This is a genomic window from Pseudomonas laurylsulfativorans (genome assembly GCF_002906155.1).
GTDB classification, from domain to species: Bacteria; Pseudomonadota; Gammaproteobacteria; order Pseudomonadales; family Pseudomonadaceae; genus Aquipseudomonas; species Aquipseudomonas laurylsulfativorans.
In genome coordinates this window covers 100,730-123,454 of sequence record NZ_MUJK01000004.1, presented here as the reverse complement: position 1 = coordinate 123,454, position 22,725 = coordinate 100,730, and the positions used below count along the sequence as shown (strand labels likewise).

The following is a 22,725-nucleotide window of genomic DNA, read 5'->3' as shown; positions in this document are numbered from 1 at the left end:
CGAGGGGGCTTGCCCCCGTTGGGGCGCGCAGCGCTCCTAAAATCAGTGTTCGCGTTTTTTTCAGTGAGATCGCATTCGCCGATTTTACGACTGCTACGCAGCCGAACGGGGGCAAGCCCCCTCGCCACAAAAGCCCGCTCCCGACGGGATAGTAGTTAGCTTTAGTTTGAGGGTTGAAACGGCACAAACTCGGTCACTTCCAGGTCGAACCCGGACACGGCCTTGTACGGCACCGGCGAGCTCATCAGGCGCATCTTGCGTACGTTCTGGTCTCGCAAGATCTGCGCACCGATGCCCAGGGTCCGTTGCGGAAATTGCGGTGTACGTTGCTTGCCGCCACTGCGCTGGCGCAACTGTTCAAGCACGCCATCGGCGGTTTCCTTTTGCGCTAACAACACCAGTACGCCGTTACCGGCGGCGGCGATGCTCGCCAGTGAGCGCTCCAGCGTCCACTGTTGCGCCCCGCTCTCGCTTTCACAGCCCAGCACATCACGCAACGTCTCGATGCTTTGCACCCGCACCAGCACTGGCTGGTTGCTGTCGATCCGGCCCTTGACCAGCGCCAGGTGCAACGAGCCCTGGTAGGTGTCCTGGTAGGTGGTCACCTGGAACTCGCCGTGGCGGGTATGCAACGGATATTCGCCCCCGCGCTCGATCGTGCCTTCGTGAAGGATGCGGTAGTGAATCAGGTCGGCAATGGTGCCGATTCGCAAGCCGTGACGCCGGGCGAACTCATGCAACTCGGCACCACGGGCCAGTTCGCCGTCTTCGTTGAGAATGCCCACCAGGGTTGCCGCCGGTTGCAGCCCCGCCAGCCGCGTCAGGTCGCAAGCGGCCTCGACATGCCCGGCGCGCTGCATCACGCCACCGGGCAAGGCCTGCACCGGGAAGATATGCCCCGGTTGCACCAGGTCCGCCGGGCCGCTGGCCGGGTCGACCGCCACCTGGATCGACCGCGCCCGGTCTGCCGCCGAGATGCCAGTGGACACTCCGGTGGCGGCTTCGATCGAGCGAGTAAAACCCACGCCATGTTGCGCCCGGGAATTGGGCACCATCAGGTCCAGGCCCAGTGCGCGGCAGCGCTGCTCGGTCAGGGCCAGGCAAATCAGCCCCCGTGCCTGCACCGCCATGAAGGTGACGGCCTCGGCCCCGGCCTGTTCGGCGGCCATCAGCAATGAGCCCTCGCCGTTGTGTTCGTCGTCGGTGATCACCACCATCTGACCGATGCCGATGGCCTCGATCAATTGCGGCACCGTGTTGAAAGCCAGGCCGCTCATTTGAGTGCCCCGCGCAGGTCGGCCGCCGCATCGGACAAGGCCTGTGCCGCCCCTTCGACAAATGCAGCCATGCTGATAAAGCCGTGGATCATGCCGTCACAACGCTGTACCCGCACAGGCACACCCGCCTCGCGCAAGCGCTCGGCCATTGCCTCGCCCTCATCGCGCAACGGGTCGAATTCGGCGGTAATCAGTGTCGTTGGCGGCAATCCCGCCAGGCTCTCGGCGCGCAACGGCGAGGCCAATGGATCCTCCGCCTGCCCGACGTCTTGCAGATATTGCTGCCAGAACCAGCGCATCATCCCGGCGGAAAGCAGATAGCTCTCGGCAAAGTCTTCGAAGGACTGAGAGTCACAACCTGCGTCGGTAACGGGATAGAAGAGGCACTGATAACTGATCTTCGGCCCTTGGCGCTGTGCCGCCAACTGACTGACCGCCAGCGCCAGATTGCCCCCGGCACTGTCACCGGCAACGGCCAGCCGGCTGCCATCGACGCGCAGTTCAGCCCCGTGCTCGACCAACCAGCAGGTGGCCGCATAACAATCGAGTGGCGCTGCCGGGAACGGGTGTTCCGGGGCCAGTCGGTAGGCGACAGACACCACCACCGCCTCGGTCTGGCGCGCCAGTGAGCGGCAGAGATTGTCATGAGTATCGAGATTGCCCATGACAAACCCGCCGCCATGGAAAAACACCAGCAACGGCAGGTTGGGCTCTTCCGATGGCCGGTACAGCCGTGCATCCAGATCACCGTCCGCGCCGGCCACTTTCAGCTCGCGAACCTCGCTCATCGGATCGCCGGGGATGGCCGGCATCAGGTTGTCGGAGAACTGCCGGTACTGAGCAGCATCCACCTGGCTGAAATCAGGTTCCGGGATGTCGCGAAACTGCTGGAGAACCCCAGCGATCTGCTTATCGAGCGGCATGGGCATCGTCCTCTACATCGGCCATTTGAAACTGCGGATTGGTCTCGCCCAGGATGCTTTGTACCCGGCGCTCAAAGGCTGGCTTGAAACCCTTGTGGGGCAGGATCCAGAAGCGTTTTTGCGCAACGGCGTCAAACACCTGCGCGGCCAGTTCCGCCGGGGTCATGCCCTGGCGAATGGTGCTGTCGAGCAATTGACTGAAATCGGAGCCGGCGGTGTCCACCACCTGGTTCGACGCCATGATTTCACTGGCCACCGGCCCCGGGCACAGCACCGAAACCGACACTGGTGCACCGAGCATGGCGAGTTCGTAATGCAAGGTTTCCGAGAGCGCGACCACGGCCTGTTTGGTCACGTTGTACGGTGCCATCAACGGGCTACTGACCAAACCCGCAAGGGACGCGGTGTTGATCACATGGGCTGTCCGGCCCTGACTGAGCAACAGCGGTACAAAGCTGCGAATGCCGTTGATCACGCCGTTGAGGTTGACGTCCAGCATGCGCTGCCATTGCGCCTCGGTGATTTCCCAGCTGAAACCGGTCTGCATCACGCCAGCGTTGTTGAACAGCAGGTCGACCCCGCCAAAGTGCTCGACAGCTTGGTCTCGCAAGCGCTCGACCTGTGTCACATCACCGACATCGGTGACGCAAGCAATCGCCTGCACACCGCTGGCCTGCAATTGATCACAGAGGGCTTGCAGGCCCGCTGCATCCCGATCCGCCAGCACCAGGCGCATGCCCAGCGTCGCCGCGTGTTCGGCCAGGCCTCGGCCAATACCACTGGCGGCCCCGGTAATCACCGCTACCGGCCCTTGTTCATTACTCATCGCCTACTCCTGCCATGGGTCCAATGGCGCCAGTAGAGCGGGCCTACTTAAAGCAGCCATCGTCCATTCAGACGATGCCCGCTTTTACAGGGCCGGCAGAATCCCTTACATGCGCCAACCCCGTGATCCCTTGGGAGAATAATAAGATGAGTACCCTGCACCGCATCGAAGCCAAACTGCTGGAAGCCCGCTATGCCCGTGGCTGGCACTGCCTGGGCCTGGCCGCGCAATACCGCGACGGCAAGGCCCATCGCCTGGAGGTGTTCGGCACCCGTCTGGTGGCGTTCCAGGGTGAAGACGGCGAACTGCACATCCTGGATGGCTACTGCCCGCACATGGGCGCCGACTTGAGCACCGGTTGCGTCGAAGGCAACTCTATCCGCTGTCCGTTCCACGCCTGGCGCTGGGGCGCCGATGGCGTGTGCGATGACATCCCTTATGCCAAACGCATCCCGCCAAGGGCCAAAATCAAAAGCTGGCCGATCATGGAGGAGAACCAGCTGCTGTTCGTCTGGAACGACCCTGAAGGCAACCCGCCACTGCCGGAACAGCGCATCCCGCGCATCGACGCCTGCTTCAGTGACGAGTGGGCGGCCTGGGAAGTTGCCGAACTGCAGATCGATACAAACTGCCGCGAACTGATCGACAACGTCGCCGACATGGCGCACTTCGATACCGTGCACGGCGCGCCGATCGATGAGTTCAGCAACGTCTTCGAAGGCCATCTGGCCACGCAGATCATGCGCGCTCGCAGCGAGCGCCTGTCGGGTGACAGCGTGCTGACCACGGTCGCCACCTACTACGGCCCGGCCTACCAGATCACCGAAATGACCGGTGCCATGAACGGTCAGCCGATCCATTCGATCCTGCTCAACTGCCACGTGCCGATCGACCTCGACAGGTTCACCCTGCGCTACGGTGTGCTGGTGAAGAAGATCCCGGGGCTCAGCGAAGAGCAGAACCAGGCGATGGCCCAGGCCTACGTGCAACAGGCGCAGGCAGCCTTCTACGAAGACGTGGCCATCTGGCACAGCAAAACCCGCGTCGACAACCCGCTGCTGTGTGACGGCGACGGTCCGGTCTACCAGTTGCGCCGCTGGTACGAACAGTTCTACACCGACGTCGAGGCGCTATCGGCGGACGTAAAGGACCACAAGAAGTTTGTCGTGCGCGCCGGCGAAACGGTCTGAAGTCGCGACTTTTCGCCCGCCCCGGGCCTGACCGGCAGCCGCCCGTCAGGCCCTGAGCCCGAGCGTTGCAAGGAGTCGATATCGGCGCTTATTCTCGGCCACCGCCAACGCTAAAAATAAAAACGGTTTTTCCTATGCAGCAGAGCCTCACCCTCGATACGTTCAGTGATTTGATCGGCAACCTCTATCAGGGTCCGCTGGAAAACATTCCCTGGGCTACTTTTCTCAATCAGCTCAATGTGCATCTGAACAGCAAGTACGTGACCTTCATCCTGCGTCCGCCCAGCGCCCACGTGGACGGCCTGATGGTCAACACCACCGGCACCTCGACCGAGGCGACCGCGTCGTACAACAAGCACTTTTTCAGCCTCGACCCGTTTGTCGACCTGCCCAACCGCCAGGTCGTGACCCTCGCCGAGTTCGTCTCCAACGACGACTGGCAGAACTCCGAGTTCTACAAGAATTTCCTTGAACCTGTGGACGTGTTCCACATCCTCGGTGCCGACATCAATACAGTCGACGGCGCCCAGTGCCGCATTCGCATCAGTCGCGGACGTGACGACAAGCCTTTCGGCAATGAAGAAAAGGCCATGCTCACGCACTTCATTGCGCACCTGGAACGTTCGATCAAGATCCACATGCAGCTCAACCGCATCGAAGCCGAGCGCAACCTGTACGCCGGCGCCGTGAACCAGATGGCGGTCGGCACGATCATCCTCGATGAGTCTGGCAAGGTGCTGCAGACCAACCAGGTCGCCGACCGGCTGATCCAGGAAAAGGACGGCATCAAACTGGTCAACGATGGCCTGCAGGTCGGTACGGCGCGCGATACCCAGGAGTTCCGTCGACTGGTCAAGCAGTCGCTGCTGTCGCAAAAGAGCAGCAACCCGTCGGTGGTCGAAGCCCTGCGCGTGCAGCGGCCGTCCGGTAAAGCGGACCTGGGGATCATCGTGCGCTCGGTGCCATTGACCGACTGGAGCGAAGGCAAGCAGTGCCCCACCGTGGTGATTTTCATCAGCGACCCGGAACAACAGTCGACCGCGCCGCAGGAGATCGTTCGCGCGCTGTTCGACTTCACCCCGGCGGAAACCCAGCTGGCGATGCTGCTGGCCAACGGCCTGACCCTCGACGAAGCGTCGGAAGAGCTGGGCATCAGCCGCAACACCTCGCGGGCACACCTGCGTTCGACCTTCTCCAAGACCGGCGTGACTCGCCAGACCATGCTGGTGCGCCTGATCCTGCGCAGCGTGGCGACCCTCGGCTAGCCGTCAATGCCGCCCTCGTCCGCTCGGACGATGGCGGCCCCCGTTGTACAGCGCACAGTGTCCTTATCCCAAACAGGGGACTGCCCCATGCGCAACTGCCCAACCATCCTAAAGACTGAACTGCTGGCGCAAAGTGGCCACTTTCAGATCGAAGCCCTGCACCTGCAATTCAGCAACGGCCAGCAGCGGGTCTATGAACGCCTGCGCGGCACCGGTTATCGCTCGGTGATGCTGGTGGCGATGCCCGATCCACAGCACGTGTTGCTGGTGCGCGAATACGCGGTCGGTGTGGAAAAAACCATACTCGGCCTGCCCAAGGGCGGCGCGGAGCCCGATGAAGACTACTTGCAGGCGGCGCAGCGCGAACTGAGCGAAGAAGTCGGCATGCGCGCCGAACGCCTCACCGAACTGGGCGAACTGACCCTGGCACCTGGGCACCTGTGCCACCGCTACCGGGTGGTACTGGCCGAACAACTGACCCCCTGCCAACTGGAGGGTGACGAACCCGAACCCCTGGAGTGCCTGCGTGTCCCCCTGGCGCAAATCCCCGAACTGGTAGCCCGTGGCGAACTGCATGAAGCACGGGCGATTGCCGCACTGTTCATGGCCATGGGTGCCCTCGCCCGGCGCGTTTGACACACCGTAGAATCCTGTGGGAGCGGGCTTGCTCGCGAAGAGGCCGGCACAGCCAACATCAATGTTGCCTGACATGCCGCCATCGCGAGCAAGCTCGCTCCTACAGGGGACTGGCGCCAGGCACAAATCCCGGGTGGGAGCTGGCTTGCCTGCGATGAGGCCGGCACACCCAACATCAATGTTGCCTGACATGCCGCCATCGCTGGCAAGCCAGCTCCTACAGGGGGCGGGACAGCTTCAAATCGATCACCTAGTCCATTCGGACGAAGCCACTCCCGCGCCGCCGCCATAACCTGTCTCTACAACAATAAAACCGTGTCGAGACTCATCATGCGCAAATCTACTTGTGCTCTGTTCATCATCCTCTGTGCCGGTGCTTCCACCAGTCTGTGCCAACTGTTCAAGAACGAAGCCTACCGACCGAGCACGGCCTACTTCAGCTGTTCGAGCACGGCGATCAATTGTTATCCGCCAGTGGTGCGCAATCTGCTGCCTTGAGCACGGTTTCCACCGGCCATAAAAAAACCACCGAATCATCGGTGGTTTTTTTATGGCCGCGATAATCAGGTCGGCAACACGCCCCGCGCCCGCGACAAGGTTAACGCCAGGTCTTCGATCATGTCTTCCTGACCACCCACCGTGCCACGCCGCCCCAACTCCACCAGCAGCTCACGGGCAGCAATGCCGTACTTCTGCTCAGCCCGTTTGGCGAACAGCAGGAACGAGCTGTAGACCCCGGCATAACCCAGCGTCAGGGCATCACGATCCAGGCGGATCGGCTGGTCCATCATCGGCACCACCAGGTCCTCGGCGACGTCCATGATCTTGTACAGGTCGACACCACTGTTGACGCCCATGCGCTCCAGCACCGCGACGAACACTTCCAGCGGCGTGTTGCCCGCTCCCGCGCCAAGGCCTGCCACCGAGCCGTCGATCCGCGCAGCACCGGCCTCGATGGCCGCCAGTGAGTTGGCGATGGCCATGCCCATGTTGTGATGACCGTGGAAACCGACTTCAGTCCCGGCATTCAACCCGGCGCGCAGGGCACCGATCTTTTGCGTCACTTCATCGGGCAGCATGTAGCCGGCCGAGTCGGTGCAGTAGATGCAATTGGCGCCGTAGCTTTCCATCAGGCGCGCCTGCTCCAGCAGTTTCTCCGGGCTGACCATGTGCGCCATCATCAGGAAGCCGACGGTGTCCAGGCCCATCTTCGCTGACATGCCGATATGCTGGCCGGACACGTCCGCCTCGGTGCAGTGCGTAGCCACGCGAATGGTCGAGACGCCATGCTCATGGGCCATTTTCAGGTGATCGAGGGTGCCGATCCCCGGCAACAACAGGGCCGAGACCTTGGCCTGCTTCATCTTCGGGATCACTGCGGCGAAATATTCCTCGTCGCTGTGGGCCGGGAAACCGTAGTTAAGCGACGCCCCGCCGAGGCCATCGCCATGGGTGATTTCGATCAGCGGCACGCCGGCCGCATCGAGGCCGGTGGCCACCGAGACCATTTGTTCGATACTGATCTGGTGCTGTTTGGCGTGCATGCCGTCGCGCAGGCTCATGTCGTGCAGACGGACGCTCTTACCTTGCAAATTCATCGGGATTCTCCACTCAACGGACGGGCAGTTGCAGGGTGCCCTTGTGGGCTTCTTCGGCGAACATCTCGGCCGTGCGCAAACCGGCGGCGGTCATGATGTCGAGGTTGCCGGCGGACTTGGGCAGGAAATCGCCGAGGCCTTCGACCTCGATGAAGATCGACACCTTGCGCCCGTCGAACACCGGCCCGTTGATCAGCTTGTAGCCGGGCACATAGCGCTGCACCTCGCGGACCATCTCCAGCACCGAGGTGCGGATCGCGTCCTGGTTCGGCTCGTCATCGGTCAGGCAATGGATGGTGTCGCGCATCATCAGCGGCGGCTCGGCCGGGTTGATCACGATGATCGCCTTGCCGCGTCGAGCGCCGCCGATCTTCTCCACCGCACCGGCGGTGGTGCGGGTGAATTCATCGATGTTCTGCCGCGTGCCCGGGCCGACCGAACCGGAGGACACCGTCGCGACGATCTCGCCGTAGCTCACCGGTTGCACCCGAGACACCGCCGCCACCATCGGGATGGTTGCCTGGCCACCGCAAGTGACCATATTGACGTTCATCGCCAGGCTCGACGCGTGCTCCTTGAGGTTGACCGGCGGCACGCAGTACGGGCCGATGGCCGCCGGCGTGAGATCGATCATGATCACCCCGAGCTCGTTGAGCTTGCGGCTGTTTTCCGCGTGTACGTAAGCCGAGGTGGCGTCGAAGGCGATGCGAATGTCATCGTCGAGCACGTGCGGCAACAAGCCATCGACACCACCGGCGGTGGTTTTGATGCCCATTTCCCGAGCACGTTTCAGGCCTTCGGATTCGGGGTCGACACCCACCATCCACACCGGCTCGATCCATTGCGATCGGCACATTTTCATCAGCAGATCGGTGCCGATGTTACCCGGGCCGATAATGGCCGCTCTGAGTTTTTTGCTCATGGGGTCAAACTCCAAAAGTCAGGCGCAGAAAGACACCCGGGCACTGCCCAGGCCATCGATAGTCAGCGAAAAAAGGTCGCCGGCACGGGCCGGTTCCAGCGGTACCAGGGAGCCGGAGAGGATGATTTCCCCGGCCTTGAACGGAATGCCGAAAGCGCCCAGGGTGTTGGCCAGCCAGGCCACGGCCGTCAACGGGTTGCCCTGCACTGCCGAACCCAGGCCTTCACTCAGCGGCTCTCCGTTCTTGAACACGCGCATGCGCAAGTTCGGCAGGTCCAGTTCACGGGGATCGACCTTGCTGTCGCCCAACACGAACACACCACAGGAGGCGTTGTCGGCCACGGTGTCCTGGATGCGGATGCGCCAATCGTGAATCCGCGAGTCGACGATCTCGAAGCACGGCATCACGTATTCGGTGGCGTCCAGCACGTCGGCTTCGGTGATGCCTGGGCCGACCAGATCATGCTTGAGCTTGAAGGCGATCTCGCCCTCGGCGCGGGGCTGGATCAGTTTGTTGGCGGACAGGGAAATCTGCGCGTCGTCATCGAACGACATCTGCCGCGTGATGAAGCCGAAATCCGGCTGATGCACGTTGAGCATCTGCTGCACTGCCGCCGAGGTGACGCCGATTTTCTTGCCGACGATCTGGTCACCGGCCGCCACCCGACGCTCAATGGCGTACAGGGAAATGTGATAGGCGTCTTCGATGCTGATCGACGGCCAGCGCTCGGTCAGCGGCGCCAGGGTGGAGCCGCTGAGCAGCGCCTGATAAAGCTCTTCGCCGAACTCACGGCGCAATTGCACGCTCATCCGCGGGCCTCCTGAAAAAATGCCAGGCACTGGCGGTTGAAAAAGTCACGGTGCTCGACCTGGACCCAATGCCCGCACTCGCTGAGCATCACGAAGCGGATGCCGGAGCAGTTATCGAGCATGGTCTGGGCCCCGGAGGACGGGCAGAACTTGTCGTTCATGCCCCAGAAACCGAGGATCGGACACTGCAGCTCGCCCAGACGCGTGGTCATGTTCGGCACCTGCATGGTCGACAGCACGCACACCGGTTGCTGTTGCACCACCGCCACGCGCTCGTTGACCGTTTCGTCGCTGATCAGGCTTTCGTCGAACAGTTGCAGGGCCAGCAGGCGACGCATGCCTGCCGCGTCGTTCAGTTCACCTTTGGCGAAGGCCGCGCCCATTTTCTGGATGCCTTCCATTTGCAGGTAATACTGTTCTTTCTCCATCAGGCCACCGGGCGCCATCAGCACCAGACGACTGATACGTTGCGGTTGGTCGAGGGCCAGTTTGATCGCGATCGCGCCGCCCAGGGAGTTGCCGACCAGCACGCAGCGCTGAATGTCCAGGGCGTCGAGCAGACCGTTCAGCGCGGCAACGAAGAAATCCAGGGTGTAGAGGGTCTCGGGCTTGTCCGAAGCGCCGTAGCCCGGCAAGTCGGGAACGATAACCCGGTAACCGGCCTCGGCGAACGCAGGGTAGTTCTGCTTGAAGTTGCTGTGACCGCTGGCGCCCGGCCCGCTGCCATGGATGAAAATCACGGGTTCGCCGTTGCCGCCATCCTTCCCGCTTATATCCACATAGCGCAGCTGCAAACCATCCGGCAGCGTAACGAAGTGCCCTTGCGCTGAAGCGCCCATAAGGTGTCCTCCCGGCCTGTTGTTGTAGCTCGAATTATTCCGAGGGCCTGGGCCATCAACATCGTCCAACAGGACTACCCCCCCACCTGTAGGAGCGAGCTTGCTCGCGATGGAGGCCAGGACAGCGCGGGGTATCAGGTTTTACGCGTTATCGTTGACGTCCATCGCGAGCAAGCTCGCTCCTACACCGTTTCTAGTCTCATCGGACGTAGGCCTGCCAAGACGGCCGACCTAGCATCGACGGCATTCCCGAGCGACGAAAAAGAGAATCCCCATGCTTGATCCGATGGACTTTCGCGGCAAAGTGGTACTGGTCACCGGCGGTGGCAAAGGTGTGGGTCGCGGCATCAGCCAGCGCTTTCTCGAATGCGGCGCCGAGGTGGTGATCTGCGGTCGCGAAGCCCCGCAGACCTTGCCTGCCAGCGGCGGGCGCGAAGCGTTGTTCCTGGCCTGTGACCTGCGCGATGTCGAGCAATCCGCAGGCCTGATCGCACAGATCGTCGAGCGCTTCGGTCGCCTCGACGTGCTGGTCAACAACGCCGGTGGCTCGCCGAATGCCGATGCCGCAACGGCCTCGCCGCGTTTCAGCGAAGCGATCATCCGTCTGAACCTGATCGCGCCACTGAACCTGTGCCAGCAAGCCAACCAGGTGATGCAGGCCCAGGCCGATGGCGGTGCGATCATCAACATCTGCAGCGTCAGCGCCACCCGCCCTTCCCCCGGCACCGCCGCTTATGGCGCAGCCAAGGCCGGGCTGTTGAACCTGACCACATCGCTGGCGGTGGAATGGGCGCCGAAGGTGCGGGTCAACGCCGTGACCGCCGGGCTGATTCTCACCGAGCAGGCAGCCATGCATTATGGTGACGACGCGGGCATTGCCCGGGTGGCGGCGACCATTCCGCTGCAACGCCTGGCCACCCCGCAAGACATTGGCGACACCTGCCTGTACCTGGCCTCGAAGCTGGCCCGTTACGTCAGCGGCGCGGATATCGCAGTGCATGGCGCGGGTGAGCGTCCGGCGTTTCTCGACGCGGCCCAATCCCATTCATAAGAGGACTTTCGACATGCCCGTAGCCAGCCACAGCGTATTGCTGAACCTCACGCCACAAGCAGCCTGGGCCAAACTGCGCGACCTGAGCCTCGCCCCGCACTATGTGCCGGGGTTGACCGGTTGCCAGTTTCATCCCGGCGATCACGAAGGCGTCGGCGCCAGCCGCCGGGTGTTGCGCAAGGGCGGTCAGTATCTGGATGAAAGTGTGGTGCAGTGGCGGGAAGGCACGGGGTTCGTGCTGCGGTTGCACAAGGGCAGCAATGACTCGCCCTTTCCGTTTCGCGAGGCGAGTTTCAGTTATGCCTTGCAAGCCGAAGGCAACGCGACCCGCATCACCCTGCAAATGAGTTACAGCCTGCGCGGTGGCAGGCTGTTTGAAAAGTTGCTGGCCAAGGCCTTCAACAAGGTCGTGCAGCAGATCGCCGAGAACCTCAAGGCCTTCTACGAAACCGGCCGCACGCAGAATCCGGATATGGCTGTCAGCACATCCAACATCAATGTTGCCTGACACACCGTCATCGCTGGCAAGCCAGCTCCTACAGGGATTGCGGCGCTCTTCAGGAGCGCGCCACTTCCGAGTGAGCGCGGAAGCAGGTGCTGACAATCTTCCATTGCCCGGCGATACGCTGGTAACGGTCCTGATAGAACCCACCCAGCTGCCGCGTCGCCCCGCTCTCGCCGTCCAGGTTGAAATACCACAGGGCCCAACGACCCTGGGCCTGATTCTCGTTCAGGACCTCGATTTCGGGATTGGCGCCGTGATGCAGGTCGATCACCCGCTCATGACAGGCCAGTTCGCGGTACAGCGCGACAAAACTGTCGCGCTCACGAAAAATCCCCAACGGACCGTAATCGATCAGCACTTCACCGTCGGCAAAGCAGTCGGCAATCACCTCGACCTGCTTGAGATCGCAGGCATTGAGGTAGCGATGCTTGAGCTGGCGGATCTCTTCAAGGGCTTCCAGCCGGGCGATTCGCTGCTCCAGACTCATACTTCACCTCGCGCCGTCACGTTGACCTCACTCCAGAAGGCTTTCATCGAGCGAATCTGGCCGTCGGCGTTGAACTCCATCACGTCGATCACATGCAGCGAGCACGGTTGCCCGCCCCACTCCATGTCGACCCGAAACGGCATCGCGCCGCAACCGTTGAGCGTCGCGCGCACCGGCCCGGTCTGGGTCGCGGAGACCTTCATCGCCCCCAACCCTTCACGGTAAAAGCGCGCGATGGCGTCGATACCCTGCAATGGCGCGTGGCCGACCGGGTCTTCAACGGTGGCATCGTTAGCGTAGAGCGCGAGGATGCCTTCGATGTCGCCGGCATCCACCAGTTCCACATAACGCCCCATGGTCGCCTGGATTTGTTGTGCGCTGATCATTCAGACCACCTCGAACAAGGCTGCCGCGCCCATGCCGCCACCGATGCACATGCTCACCACGACGTAACGCAAGCCGCGACGCTGACCTTCGACCAGCGCATGGCCGACCATGCGCGCCCCGGACATGCCGAATGGATGGCCGATGGAAATCGCCCCGCCGTTGACGTTCAGACGCTCGGCCGGAATGCCCAGGGTGTCGCGGCAGTACAGCACCTGACAGGCGAACGCTTCGTTCAACTCCCAGAGGCCGATGTGATCCATGGTCAGGCCGTGGCGCTTGAGCAACTTGGGAATCGCGTAGATCGGGCCGATGCCCATCTCGTCGGAGTTGCAGCCGGCGACCGCCATGCCGCGATAGATCCCCAGGGGTTCCAGGCCACGTTTCTCGGCCATTTTCGCGCTCATCAATACCGAAGCCGACGCACCATCGGACAACTGCGAGGCATTGCCGGCGGTGATGAACCGCCCCTTTTCGCTCCACTGACCACCCGGCCATACCGGCTCCAACGCCTTCAAGCTCTCGAGGGTGGTGTCGATACGGTTGCACTCGTCGCGCAGCAAGGTGACGGACTCAAAACTGGTTTCACCGGTGGCCTTGTCGAACAGTGCCTTGCGGCTGGTCAGCGGCGCCAGTTCGCGGTCGAAGCGCCCGGCGCTCTGGGCCTGTGCGGTACGCAGCTGGCTCTGGTAGCTGTACTCGTCCTGCTCGTCGCGGGAGATGCCATAGCGTGCGGAGACGATCTCGGCGGTTTCGATCATCGGGATGTAGGCGTGCGGATCGAGGTCGAGCACCAGCCCGGACTGGTTGCGATAGAGGTTCTTGTGCTTGTTCTGCACCAAGGAAATCGACTCCAGGCCACCGGCCACGGCGATGTCGATTTCGTCGCACATGATGCCTTTGGCGGCCATGGCGATACTCATCAGGCCCGACGAGCACTGGCGCTCGACGGCCATCCCGGCAACCGATGCCGGCAAGCCGCCGGCAATCGCGCACAGGCGACCCAAGTTATAGGACTGGGTGCCCTGCTGTGCGGCGGCGCCAATGATCACGTCGTCCACTTCACCTGGCTCGATACCGGCGCGGCGCACGGCTTCGCGCACCACGTGGCCGCCCAGTTGCGGGGCTTCGGTGTCATTGAAGGCACCGCGAAAGGCCTTGCCGATCGGAGTACGGGCGGTCGAAACGATGACGGCTTCTTTCATGTTCAGTTCCTCGAAAATTCTGCTGACAGGCTTAGGCGGGGTAGTAACGGCTGATGGTGTCGACCACACAGCCGGGACGTTCCTCGCCATCGATTTCGACGCTGACGCGGATGGTCGCTTGCACGCCGCCCTTCACTTCCTCGACCGCGGTCAATTGCGCACTGCCGCGCACTCGCGAACCGACACGCACCACCGAGGGGAAGCGCACCCGCTCACAGCCGTAATTGACGCCCATGGCCAGGCCACGGACTTCGACGATCTGCGGCAGGAACAGATTGACCAGCGACAGGCTCAGGTAGCCATGGGCAATGCAGGCGCCAAACGGGCCGCTGGCGGCCTTGAGCGGATCGACGTGAATCCACTGGTGATCGCCGGTGGCGTCGGCGAACTGGTCGATGCGGTCCTGTTCCAGGAGCAGCCAGTCGCTGACGCCGAGTGATTCGCCCACGGCGTCGAACAAGGCCATCGGCGTGTCAAAAATACGTGGCATGGTCACGCCCTCTGGCTGGACACCGACAACACTTCGCCGGTCATGTAGGAGCTGTAGTCGCTGGCCAGGAACATCATCACGTTGGCCACTTCCCAGACTTCGGCGGCGCGACCGAAAGCTTCGTTGGCGGCCAGTTGATCGAGCACCGCCTGGGGCGCGGATTTGCGCAGGAAATCGTGCAGGGCAATGCTCGGGCTGACCGCGTTGATGCGGATGCCGTAGTCGGCGGCCTCGACCGCTGCGCAGCGGGTCAGCGCCATCACCCCGGCCTTGGCGGCGGCGTAGTGCGCCTGTTCTTTCTGCGCACGCCAGCCCAGCACTGAGGCGTTGTTGACGATGACCCCGGCACGCCGCTCCATCATTTTCGGCAGCATGGCGCGGGTCATGCGCATGGTGCCGGTGAGCGTCACGTCGATGACTCGATTCCACTCCTCGTCGGCCATGTCCACCAGCAAGCGCGAGCCGCCGAGGCCGGCGTTGTTGATCAGCACATCGACGCCTTGCAGGTCACGCTCGGCGCAAGCGATCAATTGCTGTACCTGGGCTTCATCGGCGACGTTGCAGACCTGGCCGAACACCTGTTGCAGCCCGGTGGTTTCGCGGACTTTCAGCACCGCCTCGGCCAATCGGCCTTCATGGATGTCGCTGATCATCAACGCGCGACAACCTTCCTCGGCAGCACGCACGGCGGCGGAAAAACCGATCCCGGCACCCGCCGCCGCGGTGATCAGCACCGACTTGCCGCGCAACAGACCGCGACCTTCAACATATTGAGGTACAGACATGAACTCTCTCCTTTCAGGCGCGCGGACGCGGCTCTTTGGGCATGCCCAGGGCACGCTCGGCGATGATGTTGCGCTGGATTTCGTTGCTGCCGCCGTACAGGGTGTCGGCGCGACTGAACAGGTACAGCGACTGCAATCGGGTCAGTTGGTAGGGCGCGGCTTCGAGCAATTCCGCCTCGGCGCCGAGGACGTCCATCGCCAACTTGCCGAGGCTGGCGTGCCAGGTCGACCAGAACAATTTGTAGATGGTTGCCTCCTTGCGAAGCGAACCGTCCTGGTTACCCGAGAGCATGCGCAGCGAGTTGTAGCGCATGATCCGCAGCCCGCTCCAGGCTTCGGCCAGGCGCTGACGCAGGATCGGGTCACGGTCCGCGCCATTGGACTTGGCGATGGCGATGATTTCGTTGAGCTCGTTCTGAAACTGCATCTGCTGGCCGAGCGTCGAGACACCTCGCTCGAAACCGAGCAGCGCCATGGCGATCTTCCAGCCTTCGCCCGGCGCGCCGATGATGTTGGCGGCGTCAGTGCGGGCATCGTCGAAGAACACTTCGTTGAATTCCGAGGTGCCGGTCAGTTGTTCGATGGGCCGCACGGTGATTTCCGTCTGGGCCATCGGCACCAGCAGGAACGACAGGCCGCGATGGCCGACGCTGCCCGGTTCGGTGCGGGCGATGACAAAGCACCAATCCGATTCGTGGGCCAGGGAGGTCCAGACTTTTTGCCCGTTGATCAGCCATTGGCCGGTCGCCTCATCCAGCGTTGCGCGGGTCTTGACGTTGGCCAAGTCGGAACCGGCGCCCGGCTCTGAATAGCCCTGACACCAGAACGACGTACCGCTGACGATCCCCGGCAAAAAGCGCTGTTGCTGTTCGAGCGTGCCGAACGCGGCAATGGTCGGCCCCGCCAGCCCTTCGCCGATATGGCCCATGCGGCCAGGGCCGCCAGCGCGGGCATATTCCTCGTGAAAAATCACTTGCTGGGTGATCGAAAGGCCACGCCCACCATGCTCCGGCGCCCAGCCGACGCAGGTCCAGCCGCCCTCGGCGAGTTTGCGTTCCCAGGCTTTGCGCTCCTCGGGAAACATGTGCTCGTCGCCCGGACCACCGCGAAAACGCAAGGCCTCGAACTCACCGCAAAGGTTGGCGCTCATCCAGTCGGCGACTTCCTGACGGAAGCGTTCGTCCTGCTCACTGAAACTGATTTTCATGGCTGCTCTCCAAGAATCACCGCGGCAATGCGCTCGCGATGCCAGGCCGGTAACCCGAGGAAGCTTTCGCTGGCGCGGGCGCGCTTGAAGTAGAGGTGCGGGTCGTATTCCCAGGTGAATCCGACGCCGCCGTGCAACTGGATCGACTCGGATGCACAGCAGAAGTAGGTTTCAGAGCACTGCGCCTTGGCCAGCGCCGCCGCCAGCGGTAGTTCGGCCGCGACCTGCGGATCACCCTGGGGGTCGAGGACTTCCTGGGCCACGCACGCGGCGTAATAACTGGCCGAACGCGCGCATTCGACTTGCAGCATCATGTCGGCGGCGCGGTGTTTGAGGGCCTGGAAACTGGCAATCGGGCGACCGAACTGCTGGCGCTCCTGCATGTAGGCCACGCTGAGGTCGAGCACCTGCTGCGCACCGCCGGTCTGCTCGGCGGCCAGGCCGATGCAGGCCAGTTGCAGGACCCGCTCAAGGTGCGTCCAGCCGTTGCCGAATTCACCCAGCAGGCAGTCGGCTTCAAGGTACAGGCCCTTGAGCTGGATCCGCGCCTGGCGCCGGGTCTGGTCCATGGTCGGCAGCATTTGCCGTTCGATGCCGGCCCGCTCCGCGTTCACGGCAAATAGGCTGATGCCCTTTTCGCCAGCGGTTGCGGGTTGTCGTGCGGCAATGATCAACAGGTCGGCACCATGGCCGTCGAGCACATGCTTGAGGGTGCCGTCGAGGACAAAGCCATCGCCCTCGGCCACCACCGTTGCCTGGACGTCGTCGGCGGACCAGCCATTGGCACTGCTGAACGCCAGGGTCGCGGTCACACTGCCGTCGGCGATCGACGGCAACCAGCGCTGCTTCTGTTCATCATTGGCGGCCAGCAACAGTGCAGGCGTGGCCATGCAGGCGGTGGCGAAAAACGGCGAGCACAGCAAACGCCGGCCCATCTGTTCCAGCAGGATCGTCAGCTCGACAAAGCCGAGGCCCAGGCCGCCGTAGGTTTCGGGGATATGAATGGCTGGCCAGTACATTTCCTGGCACAGACGCTGCCAGAGGGCTTCGTCAAAACCCCGTTCACTGACCATTGCCGCGCGCACGGCGGCAGAATCCGAGACATCGGCGAGGAAGCCCTCGGCCGACTCGCGGATCATTTCCTGTTCGTCGCTGAATGCAAACTCCATCGCGGCGCCTTCTGCTCGTTTGGCGGGGCGCGCGTGGCGCAACACCCCTTTGAGCATGAAGTTTGGCGCCGCCCGGACGCGGCAGAATCGTTAGCCTTGCCTAGTCCGAACGGGCGATGTCAAAGTGCGTCTACGCAAGTGAAAAACATGAATCGGCTAAGGATGCAGAACCATGAGCACTGAGCAAGAGACGACTTTCGACGAACCGCGGCTCAACAGTACGGAAATCCGCATTCTGGGTTCGTTGATCGAGAAACAGGCCACCAGCCCGGAAACCTATCCCCTGACCCTCAATGCCCTGGTGATTGCCTGTAACCAGAAAACCAGCCGAGAGCCGGTGATGAACCTGACGCCTGGCCAGGTCGGCCAGAGCCTGCGCGCCCTCGAAGGACGCGGCTTCACCAGGCTGGTGATGGGCAGCCGTGCCGACCGCTGGGAACACAAGGTCGACAAGGCCCTGGAACTGGTGCCGGCGCAGGTGATTCTGATCGGGCTGATGTTTTTGCGCGGCCCGCAGACCGTCAATGAACTGCTGACCCGCAGCGGCCGCATGCATGAATTCGAAGACGCCGAACAGGTGGTGCATCAGCTCGAACGCCTGATTGCCCGGGGTTTGGCCGTGCTGATACCGCGTCAGGCCGGCCAGCGCGAAGACCGCTATACCCACGCCTTGGGCGACCCGGCGGATATCGAGGCGATCATGGCCGCGCGGCAAAACCCGTCCGAACGCGGCAGCAGCGGGGTTTCGGTAGAACGCATCGAAGAGCTGGAAGCACGGATTGCGGCACTGGAAGAAAGGCTGGCCCGGCTCGAATAGCCTGGATGTTTGCCTGACACAAAACCTGTAGGCGCGAGCTTATGTGGCGAGGGGGCTTGCCCCCGTTGGGTCGCGAAGCGGCCCCAAAAAATGGGACTGCTGCGCAGTCCAACGGGGGCAAGCCCCCTCGCCACAAAGTAACCGCCATCCTGTACCGCTACTCGCCGTCCCAGTAATCCACCCCATCGGCTTGGCGGGCCACCGCAACAAATCCCGAGGCATTTCCCTCGGCATCGACCTTGAAGTCATCCATCACGGCATATTTGCCGGAATCCGGGTATTCACAGATCTCCGGCGATTGCTGGGTGCTGACGGCCAGGTAGCGCAACTCGCCGTTGCTGGTGTTGATGATCTGATGGGCCTTTTCAGGCCCGCCAGGTGGACAGGCGATCACATCACCGGCGCGGATTGGAAAGCGCTCGGATCCCAAGCGGACCTCCCCTTCCCCGGCCACGACATAGAACATCTCTTCATTGACCCGATGACTATGGAACGGGCTGCCGCGCATGCCCGGCTCCAGTACATACAGGCGATAACCCAGCTTTTTCGCCCCCAGTTGCTGACCGACACGGGCCTGACGCTGTTGATAGCGACCGGCGGTTTCACCGGTCGGTGCAAACGCTTCGGGCAGCGGTTCAAGCTCGACCGAGTTCACATTGAGAATGGGGGGATGCATGGACACCTCCTAGCTGCGGGCAAACGCCACTGCCTTGTGGAATTGCTCATCCGTTGGCCGCACTCCGGTATAGAGCACAAATTGCTCCAGTGCCTGGATCGCGATCACTTCCAGCCCGGTGATGACCCGTTTACCTTCGGCACGAGCACGCACGATCAATGGTGTTTCCGAGGGAATCGCCACCACATCGAACACAGTTCCTGCTTTTTCGATCACGTCAGGTTCAAAGGCCAGTTGATCGGCCTCCGGTCCACCCGTCATGCCGATCGGCGTGACGTTGACGAGCATCTGCGGACGACGATTCCCCAGCTCCGGCTGCCACTCATACCCCAACGACTGCGCCAGCGCCTGTCCGGCGCGCTCGTTGCGGGCCACGATCAGGCCGTTCTCATAGCCGCCATCGCGCAAGGCGCTCGCCACGGCCTTGGCCATGCCGCCGCTGCCACGCAAGGCAAAGGTCGAGTCCCTGGGCACCTGGTGTTTTTCCAACAACTGGGCAACGGCGATGTAATCGGTGTTATAGGCCTTGAGATGCCCCTCGGTGTTGACGATGGTGTTGATCGATTGAATGGCGGCGGCAGAGGCGTCGAGTTCATCGACCAGGGCAATGCAGGCTTCCTTGAACGGCATCGACACGCCACAGCCACGAATCCGCAGGGCACGAATGCCGGCAACGGCGCCCGTCAGATCCTGGCTGGCAAAGGCCTTGTAGTAAAAATTCAGGCCCAGTTGTTCATACAGATGATTGTGAAAACGCAGACCAAAGTTCCCGGGGCGCCCTGAAAGGGACATGCACAGCTGGGTGTCTTTGTTGGGGTTCATCTGCATGGGAAAGCTCCTTCAAATGCACTTTTCGGATGGACGGGATTAGCCCCCCATCGGGTTCTGTTCGATCATATAAGCTTGATTACATGGGCTTACACAGGTCGGTAAGAAAGTCGGTACAGACCTTACACAAAATTTACCCAACGGCCGTGCCGATTTTCAGAAAAACGCTGTCTTAGAAGTATCCCCGCGACAATCCTTGGGTCTATTGCAGACACAAGCGCCGGGCTGAAGAACCGAGGAACTATCATGATCCGTAAAATCCCCACAGTAGCCTTGCTGATCGGCGCCCTCGCTATCGCAGGACAGGCGCAAGCCCATGGTGGTGGTAATTACTGGCAGGGCCCAGCGGTGTTTGGCGCGATCGTCGGTACTGCCATTGTCGGCTCGGCCCTGATCAACGCCAATCGCCCGGTCTATGTCGCACCGCAACCGGTCTACGCAGCACCCCCTCCGGTTTATTACGCACCACCGCCTCCGGTCTACTACCAGCCGGCCCCGGTCTACGTGCAACAACCGATCTACTACCGCCCGGCTCCGGTTTACTACGGACCACCCCGTGGTTACTACGGCCCGCCACGCGGCTACTACGGCCCTCACTACGGTCGCTGGTAACGAACTCATATAGCCCCGCTGAATCAGCGGGGCTTTTTTGTACTTCACAGATTCCCAGGAAACTGTAGGAGCCGGCTTGCCGGCGATGGACTCAAGTGCGCCGCGTTTATCCGGTTCGCACGCGTTATCGTTAACGACCATCGCTGGCAAGCCAGCTCCTACAGGACACCGCGTCCCGGTCGAAACACGCAATACCTGTAGGAGCCGGCTTGCCGGCGATGGACTCGAGTGCGCCGCGTTTATCCGGTTCGCACGCGTTATCGTTAACGACCATCGCTGGCAAGCCAGCTCCTACAGGACACCGCGTCCCGGTCGAAACACGCAATACCTGTAGGAGCCGGCTTGCCGGCGATGGACTCAAGTGCGCCGCGTTTATCCGGTTCGCACGCGTTATCGTTAACGACCATCGCCAGCAAGCTGGCTCCTACAAGGGATTGCATGAAGAACTTTTTTTATGCCCGTTCGTCGGCGATGGTCTGGATAAATCTCGCCAAGGTCGCTATCGGGACAGTGCGCGCGGTGGAAATGGGCAAGATGGACTCGACAGTTTTTCAGCCGTGCGGCGAAAAACGGTCATATTTTTGTCATGACAGTTGCGCAAGCTCGCTGCTGTCCGTCGAAAACAGATTGATAACAACAAGGACGACCACATGCCAACGCAAAACCCGCACCGCATCGTCGGTCTGTGCACCTCCAGCAAGGTCTACAACGCACTGACCGAACTCAAGCACCTGGAAGGTCATCGCAGCGCCAAGTTTCTTTCGCTGCTGACGCAAAGCCTGGTGCGCAAGGGCCTGCTCAACGAGCAGGAAGTGGTTCATATGCTCGATCAGGTGGTCAGCTGACCGACCAACGGTAGTTTGCCCCCACTGGCATCAATGACCACTATTGAGAGCGTTAATTACCCGTCACGGCACCCGGACCTTAAAGTAGCTCCACAGATTGATGGAGGTACTTATCATGTCCAAGGTTCAGATCATGTCCGTTATCGGTAGCGCCGTCCCCCCACAGCTCAGAGAGCTGGGCATGCTCGCCTGCTGGTATCTGGTGCAGGACGGCGTGCAGATCAGCGGCCCGCTCACTTCGCTGCCTGCCGCCCAGGCGCTGTCGCAACGAATCGGCAGCGGCCAGTCCGGCAGGCTCAGCGCCTAAGGCAGCTGCACCCGCGGCTTGGCTTCAATGAAAATGGCCCAGCTCGACATGAACAGGGCCGCGATCAACGGGCCGATGACAAAGCCGTTCAGCCCGAAAATCGCCAGGCCGCCGAGGGTCGAGACCAGGATCATGTAATCCGGCATCCGGGTGTCCTTGCCCACCAGCATTGGCCTGAGCAGGTTGTCCACCAGCCCGATCACGAACACCCCGAACAGTCCCAACACCACGCCTTGCCAGATCGCCCCGGTAAGCAGGAAAAACACCGCCACCGGCACCCAGACTATTCCCGCCCCCACCGCCGGCAGCAGCGACAGAAACGCCATCAACACCGCCCAGAGCAATACGCTGTGAATGTCCAGAAACCAGAACATCAGACCGCCCAGTGCGCCTTGGGTGATGGCTAGCAGCAGGTTGCCCTTTACCGTGGCCCGCACCACACGATTGAACTTGAGCTGCAAACGACGCTTCTGCTGTTCCTGCAATGGCACCGCCGCACGCACCTTGCGCGCCAGTTCCGCGCCGTCGCGCAGGAAGAAGAACAGCAGGTACAGCATGATGAAAAAGCTGACGATAAACTCGAACGTACCCTGGCCAAAAATGAAGGCCTGCGCCGCCAACTCCTGCCCGCCGGTCATCGCGCTTTTGACGATTTTCTCCCGTAGCCCGTTCAACTCGCCCATGCCAAAGCGATCCAGCAGGTGCTGGAAATACGGCGGCAGGCTGTGCTTGAACTGCGACACGTACCCGGCAATGTCCAGTTCGCCGCTCTCGATGTTTTTGTACAGCATCGCGCCCTCCTGAACCAGCAAGGCGCTGATGATGATCACCGGCAGAATCGCAATCACCAGGCAAATGCTCAATGTGCACAGCGACGTGAGGTTGCGTTGCCAGCCGAACTTCAGTTGCAGCCGGCTCTGCAGCGGCGCAAAGAGGATGCCAAGGATCACCGCCCAAAACACCGCGCCGTAAAATGGCAGCAAGATCCAGATGAAGGCGGCGCTCACCAGCACCAGCAAAATCGTCAGCGATTTGTCTTGTAGGGTCGATTCGTTCATGTTTGATCCGCGC

General features: G+C 61.9%; 27 protein-coding genes. 10 read left to right on the top strand and 17 right to left on the bottom strand.

The window, feature by feature from the left end:
* Nucleotides 1-161 precede the first annotated feature (161 nt).
* From B0D71_RS14520 to B0D71_RS14510, 3 genes are read right to left on the bottom strand one after another with little or no spacing between them, the layout of a single operon-like run.
* A complete protein-coding gene (locus B0D71_RS14520; protein ID WP_103395375.1) occupies nucleotides 162-1,277 on the bottom strand; it encodes a 3,4-dihydroxy-2-butanone-4-phosphate synthase in 1,116 nt (371 codons plus the stop codon).
* Nucleotides 1,274-2,200: an alpha/beta hydrolase gene (locus B0D71_RS14515; RefSeq protein ID WP_103395374.1), complete on the bottom strand. Its 927-nt coding sequence runs from the start codon at nucleotides 2,198-2,200 to the stop codon at nucleotides 1,274-1,276. The genes B0D71_RS14520 and B0D71_RS14515 overlap by 4 nt, the downstream gene beginning before the upstream one ends.
* A complete protein-coding gene (locus B0D71_RS14510; protein ID WP_103395373.1) occupies nucleotides 2,187-3,026 on the bottom strand; it encodes an SDR family NAD(P)-dependent oxidoreductase in 840 nt (279 codons plus the stop codon). The genes B0D71_RS14515 and B0D71_RS14510 overlap by 14 nt, the downstream gene beginning before the upstream one ends.
* A gap of 146 nt (nucleotides 3,027-3,172) precedes the next feature.
* Here B0D71_RS14510 and B0D71_RS14505 point away from each other — a divergent pair, with 146 nt between their 5' ends.
* The 4 genes from B0D71_RS14505 (at nucleotide 3,173) to B0D71_RS31465 (ending at nucleotide 6,615) form a co-directional block, all read left to right on the top strand.
* Nucleotides 3,173-4,216 carry a 3-ketosteroid-9-alpha-monooxygenase, oxygenase component gene (locus B0D71_RS14505; RefSeq protein WP_103395372.1) on the top strand — a complete coding sequence of 348 codons (1,044 nt, stop codon included), beginning with the start codon at nucleotides 3,173-3,175 and terminating at the stop codon, nucleotides 4,214-4,216.
* A gap of 134 nt (nucleotides 4,217-4,350) precedes the next feature.
* Nucleotides 4,351-5,481 (top strand): helix-turn-helix transcriptional regulator, encoded by a 1,131-nt coding sequence (locus B0D71_RS14500; RefSeq protein WP_103395371.1) that lies wholly within the window; start codon nucleotides 4,351-4,353, stop codon nucleotides 5,479-5,481.
* A gap of 87 nt (nucleotides 5,482-5,568) precedes the next feature.
* On the top strand, nucleotides 5,569-6,117 hold the full coding sequence (nudE, locus tag B0D71_RS14495) for an ADP compounds hydrolase NudE (RefSeq protein WP_103395370.1): 549 nt from the start codon (nucleotides 5,569-5,571) through the stop codon (nucleotides 6,115-6,117).
* A 330-nt stretch (nucleotides 6,118-6,447) separates the two neighbouring features.
* Nucleotides 6,448-6,615, top strand: coding sequence for a hypothetical protein (locus tag B0D71_RS31465; protein ID WP_165798720.1), 168 nt, complete (start codon nucleotides 6,448-6,450; stop codon nucleotides 6,613-6,615).
* Nucleotides 6,616-6,680: 65 nt separating this feature from the next.
* Here B0D71_RS31465 and dmpG read toward each other — a convergent pair whose 3' ends face one another.
* From dmpG to B0D71_RS14475, 4 genes are read right to left on the bottom strand one after another with little or no spacing between them, the layout of a single operon-like run.
* Nucleotides 6,681-7,715, bottom strand: coding sequence for a 4-hydroxy-2-oxovalerate aldolase (gene dmpG / locus B0D71_RS14490; RefSeq protein WP_103395369.1), 1,035 nt, complete (start codon nucleotides 7,713-7,715; stop codon nucleotides 6,681-6,683).
* Between the two features lie 13 nt (nucleotides 7,716-7,728).
* Nucleotides 7,729-8,637: an acetaldehyde dehydrogenase (acetylating) gene (locus tag B0D71_RS14485; RefSeq protein ID WP_056722416.1), complete on the bottom strand. Its 909-nt coding sequence runs from the start codon at nucleotides 8,635-8,637 to the stop codon at nucleotides 7,729-7,731.
* A gap of 18 nt (nucleotides 8,638-8,655) precedes the next feature.
* On the bottom strand, nucleotides 8,656-9,447 hold the full coding sequence (locus B0D71_RS14480; protein WP_103395368.1) for a fumarylacetoacetate hydrolase family protein: 792 nt from the start codon (nucleotides 9,445-9,447) through the stop codon (nucleotides 8,656-8,658).
* Nucleotides 9,444-10,286: an alpha/beta fold hydrolase gene (locus B0D71_RS14475; protein WP_103395367.1), complete on the bottom strand. Its 843-nt coding sequence runs from the start codon at nucleotides 10,284-10,286 to the stop codon at nucleotides 9,444-9,446. The genes B0D71_RS14480 and B0D71_RS14475 overlap by 4 nt, the downstream gene beginning before the upstream one ends.
* 274 nt (nucleotides 10,287-10,560) lie before the next feature.
* On the opposite strand from B0D71_RS14475, the gene B0D71_RS14470 reads away from it, so the two are divergent.
* Entirely contained in the window at nucleotides 10,561-11,337 is a 777-nt protein-coding gene (locus B0D71_RS14470; protein ID WP_103395366.1) for an SDR family oxidoreductase, read from the top strand.
* 13 nt (nucleotides 11,338-11,350) lie between these two features.
* The gene (locus tag B0D71_RS14465; RefSeq protein WP_103395365.1) at nucleotides 11,351-11,845 is read left to right on the top strand and encodes an SRPBCC family protein; all 495 of its coding nucleotides are present in this window, start codon (nucleotides 11,351-11,353) and stop codon (nucleotides 11,843-11,845) included.
* Between the two features lie 49 nt (nucleotides 11,846-11,894).
* On the opposite strand, the gene B0D71_RS14460 is transcribed toward B0D71_RS14465, so the two are convergent.
* Genes B0D71_RS14460 through B0D71_RS14430 form a run of 7 tightly spaced genes read right to left on the bottom strand, consistent with a single transcriptional unit; the run spans nucleotide 11,895 to nucleotide 17,569 of the window.
* On the bottom strand, nucleotides 11,895-12,329 hold the full coding sequence (locus B0D71_RS14460; protein WP_103395364.1) for a nuclear transport factor 2 family protein: 435 nt from the start codon (nucleotides 12,327-12,329) through the stop codon (nucleotides 11,895-11,897).
* Entirely contained in the window at nucleotides 12,326-12,715 is a 390-nt protein-coding gene (locus tag B0D71_RS14455; protein ID WP_103395363.1) for a steroid Delta-isomerase, read from the bottom strand. The genes B0D71_RS14460 and B0D71_RS14455 overlap by 4 nt, the downstream gene beginning before the upstream one ends.
* Nucleotides 12,716-13,918, bottom strand: a complete 1,203-nt coding sequence (locus tag B0D71_RS14450; RefSeq protein ID WP_103395362.1) for an acetyl-CoA C-acyltransferase — start codon at nucleotides 13,916-13,918, stop codon at nucleotides 12,716-12,718.
* 31 nt (nucleotides 13,919-13,949) lie between these two features.
* A complete protein-coding gene (locus B0D71_RS14445; RefSeq protein WP_103395361.1) occupies nucleotides 13,950-14,408 on the bottom strand; it encodes a MaoC family dehydratase in 459 nt (152 codons plus the stop codon).
* A gap of 2 nt (nucleotides 14,409-14,410) precedes the next feature.
* Entirely contained in the window at nucleotides 14,411-15,193 is a 783-nt protein-coding gene (locus tag B0D71_RS14440) for an SDR family oxidoreductase (protein ID WP_103395360.1), read from the bottom strand.
* Nucleotides 15,194-15,206: 13 nt separating this feature from the next.
* On the bottom strand, nucleotides 15,207-16,400 hold the full coding sequence (locus tag B0D71_RS14435; protein ID WP_103395359.1) for an acyl-CoA dehydrogenase family protein: 1,194 nt from the start codon (nucleotides 16,398-16,400) through the stop codon (nucleotides 15,207-15,209).
* A complete protein-coding gene (locus B0D71_RS14430) occupies nucleotides 16,397-17,569 on the bottom strand; it encodes an acyl-CoA dehydrogenase family protein (protein WP_103395358.1) in 1,173 nt (390 codons plus the stop codon). Before B0D71_RS14430 ends, B0D71_RS14435 begins: the two co-directional genes overlap by 4 nt.
* A gap of 172 nt (nucleotides 17,570-17,741) precedes the next feature.
* Between B0D71_RS14430 and B0D71_RS14425 the strand changes: the two genes are divergently transcribed.
* Nucleotides 17,742-18,386 (top strand): YceH family protein, encoded by a 645-nt coding sequence (locus tag B0D71_RS14425; protein ID WP_103395357.1) that lies wholly within the window; start codon nucleotides 17,742-17,744, stop codon nucleotides 18,384-18,386.
* A gap of 157 nt (nucleotides 18,387-18,543) precedes the next feature.
* Here the strand turns inward: B0D71_RS14425 and B0D71_RS14420 are convergent, their stop codons facing one another.
* Entirely contained in the window at nucleotides 18,544-19,062 is a 519-nt protein-coding gene (locus B0D71_RS14420; protein WP_103395356.1) for a cupin domain-containing protein, read from the bottom strand.
* Between the two features lie 9 nt (nucleotides 19,063-19,071).
* Nucleotides 19,072-19,890, bottom strand: a complete 819-nt coding sequence (locus tag B0D71_RS14415) for a shikimate 5-dehydrogenase (RefSeq protein WP_103395355.1) — start codon at nucleotides 19,888-19,890, stop codon at nucleotides 19,072-19,074.
* A 246-nt stretch (nucleotides 19,891-20,136) separates the two neighbouring features.
* Here B0D71_RS14415 and B0D71_RS14410 point away from each other — a divergent pair, with 246 nt between their 5' ends.
* The 3 genes from B0D71_RS14410 to B0D71_RS14400 all read left to right on the top strand — a co-directional run bounded on the left by B0D71_RS14410 (nucleotide 20,137) and on the right by B0D71_RS14400 (nucleotide 21,654).
* Nucleotides 20,137-20,502: a hypothetical protein gene (locus B0D71_RS14410; RefSeq protein WP_103395354.1), complete on the top strand. Its 366-nt coding sequence runs from the start codon at nucleotides 20,137-20,139 to the stop codon at nucleotides 20,500-20,502.
* Between the two features lie 650 nt (nucleotides 20,503-21,152).
* A complete protein-coding gene (locus B0D71_RS14405) occupies nucleotides 21,153-21,347 on the top strand; it encodes a hypothetical protein (protein ID WP_008052996.1) in 195 nt (64 codons plus the stop codon).
* 115 nt (nucleotides 21,348-21,462) lie between these two features.
* A complete protein-coding gene (locus B0D71_RS14400; protein ID WP_103395353.1) occupies nucleotides 21,463-21,654 on the top strand; it encodes a hypothetical protein in 192 nt (63 codons plus the stop codon).
* On the opposite strand, the gene B0D71_RS14395 is transcribed toward B0D71_RS14400, so the two are convergent.
* Entirely contained in the window at nucleotides 21,651-22,712 is a 1,062-nt protein-coding gene (locus tag B0D71_RS14395) for an AI-2E family transporter (RefSeq protein ID WP_103395352.1), read from the bottom strand. The two genes, B0D71_RS14400 and B0D71_RS14395, sit on opposite strands and share 4 nt — an antisense overlap.
* Between the last annotated feature and the right edge of the window lie 13 nt (nucleotides 22,713-22,725).

Coding starts and splice junctions, on each gene's coding strand:
- B0D71_RS14520 (WP_103395375.1), bottom strand. CDS start 1,277: ATGAGCGGCCTGGCTTTCAACACGGTGCCGCAATTGATCGAGGCCATC.
- B0D71_RS14515 (WP_103395374.1), bottom strand. CDS start 2,200: ATGCCGCTCGATAAGCAGATCGCTGGGGTTCTCCAGCAGTTTCGCGAC.
- B0D71_RS14510 (WP_103395373.1), bottom strand. CDS start 3,026: ATGAGTAATGAACAAGGGCCGGTAGCGGTGATTACCGGGGCCGCCAGT.
- B0D71_RS14505 (WP_103395372.1), top strand. CDS start 3,173: ATGAGTACCCTGCACCGCATCGAAGCCAAACTGCTGGAAGCCCGCTAT.
- B0D71_RS14500 (WP_103395371.1), top strand. CDS start 4,351: ATGCAGCAGAGCCTCACCCTCGATACGTTCAGTGATTTGATCGGCAAC.
- nudE (WP_103395370.1), top strand. CDS start 5,569: ATGCGCAACTGCCCAACCATCCTAAAGACTGAACTGCTGGCGCAAAGT.
- B0D71_RS31465 (WP_165798720.1), top strand. CDS start 6,448: ATGCGCAAATCTACTTGTGCTCTGTTCATCATCCTCTGTGCCGGTGCT.
- dmpG (WP_103395369.1), bottom strand. CDS start 7,715: ATGAATTTGCAAGGTAAGAGCGTCCGTCTGCACGACATGAGCCTGCGC.
- B0D71_RS14485 (WP_056722416.1), bottom strand. CDS start 8,637: ATGAGCAAAAAACTCAGAGCGGCCATTATCGGCCCGGGTAACATCGGC.
- B0D71_RS14480 (WP_103395368.1), bottom strand. CDS start 9,447: ATGAGCGTGCAATTGCGCCGTGAGTTCGGCGAAGAGCTTTATCAGGCG.
- B0D71_RS14475 (WP_103395367.1), bottom strand. CDS start 10,286: ATGGGCGCTTCAGCGCAAGGGCACTTCGTTACGCTGCCGGATGGTTTG.
- B0D71_RS14470 (WP_103395366.1), top strand. CDS start 10,561: ATGCTTGATCCGATGGACTTTCGCGGCAAAGTGGTACTGGTCACCGGC.
- B0D71_RS14465 (WP_103395365.1), top strand. CDS start 11,351: ATGCCCGTAGCCAGCCACAGCGTATTGCTGAACCTCACGCCACAAGCA.
- B0D71_RS14460 (WP_103395364.1), bottom strand. CDS start 12,329: ATGAGTCTGGAGCAGCGAATCGCCCGGCTGGAAGCCCTTGAAGAGATC.
- B0D71_RS14455 (WP_103395363.1), bottom strand. CDS start 12,715: ATGATCAGCGCACAACAAATCCAGGCGACCATGGGGCGTTATGTGGAA.
- B0D71_RS14450 (WP_103395362.1), bottom strand. CDS start 13,918: ATGAAAGAAGCCGTCATCGTTTCGACCGCCCGTACTCCGATCGGCAAG.
- B0D71_RS14445 (WP_103395361.1), bottom strand. CDS start 14,408: ATGCCACGTATTTTTGACACGCCGATGGCCTTGTTCGACGCCGTGGGC.
- B0D71_RS14440 (WP_103395360.1), bottom strand. CDS start 15,193: ATGTCTGTACCTCAATATGTTGAAGGTCGCGGTCTGTTGCGCGGCAAG.
- B0D71_RS14435 (WP_103395359.1), bottom strand. CDS start 16,400: ATGAAAATCAGTTTCAGTGAGCAGGACGAACGCTTCCGTCAGGAAGTC.
- B0D71_RS14430 (WP_103395358.1), bottom strand. CDS start 17,569: ATGGAGTTTGCATTCAGCGACGAACAGGAAATGATCCGCGAGTCGGCC.
- B0D71_RS14425 (WP_103395357.1), top strand. CDS start 17,742: ATGAGCACTGAGCAAGAGACGACTTTCGACGAACCGCGGCTCAACAGT.
- B0D71_RS14420 (WP_103395356.1), bottom strand. CDS start 19,062: ATGCATCCCCCCATTCTCAATGTGAACTCGGTCGAGCTTGAACCGCTG.
- B0D71_RS14415 (WP_103395355.1), bottom strand. CDS start 19,890: ATGCAGATGAACCCCAACAAAGACACCCAGCTGTGCATGTCCCTTTCA.
- B0D71_RS14410 (WP_103395354.1), top strand. CDS start 20,137: ATGATCCGTAAAATCCCCACAGTAGCCTTGCTGATCGGCGCCCTCGCT.
- B0D71_RS14405 (WP_008052996.1), top strand. CDS start 21,153: ATGCCAACGCAAAACCCGCACCGCATCGTCGGTCTGTGCACCTCCAGC.
- B0D71_RS14400 (WP_103395353.1), top strand. CDS start 21,463: ATGTCCAAGGTTCAGATCATGTCCGTTATCGGTAGCGCCGTCCCCCCA.
- B0D71_RS14395 (WP_103395352.1), bottom strand. CDS start 22,712: ATGAACGAATCGACCCTACAAGACAAATCGCTGACGATTTTGCTGGTG.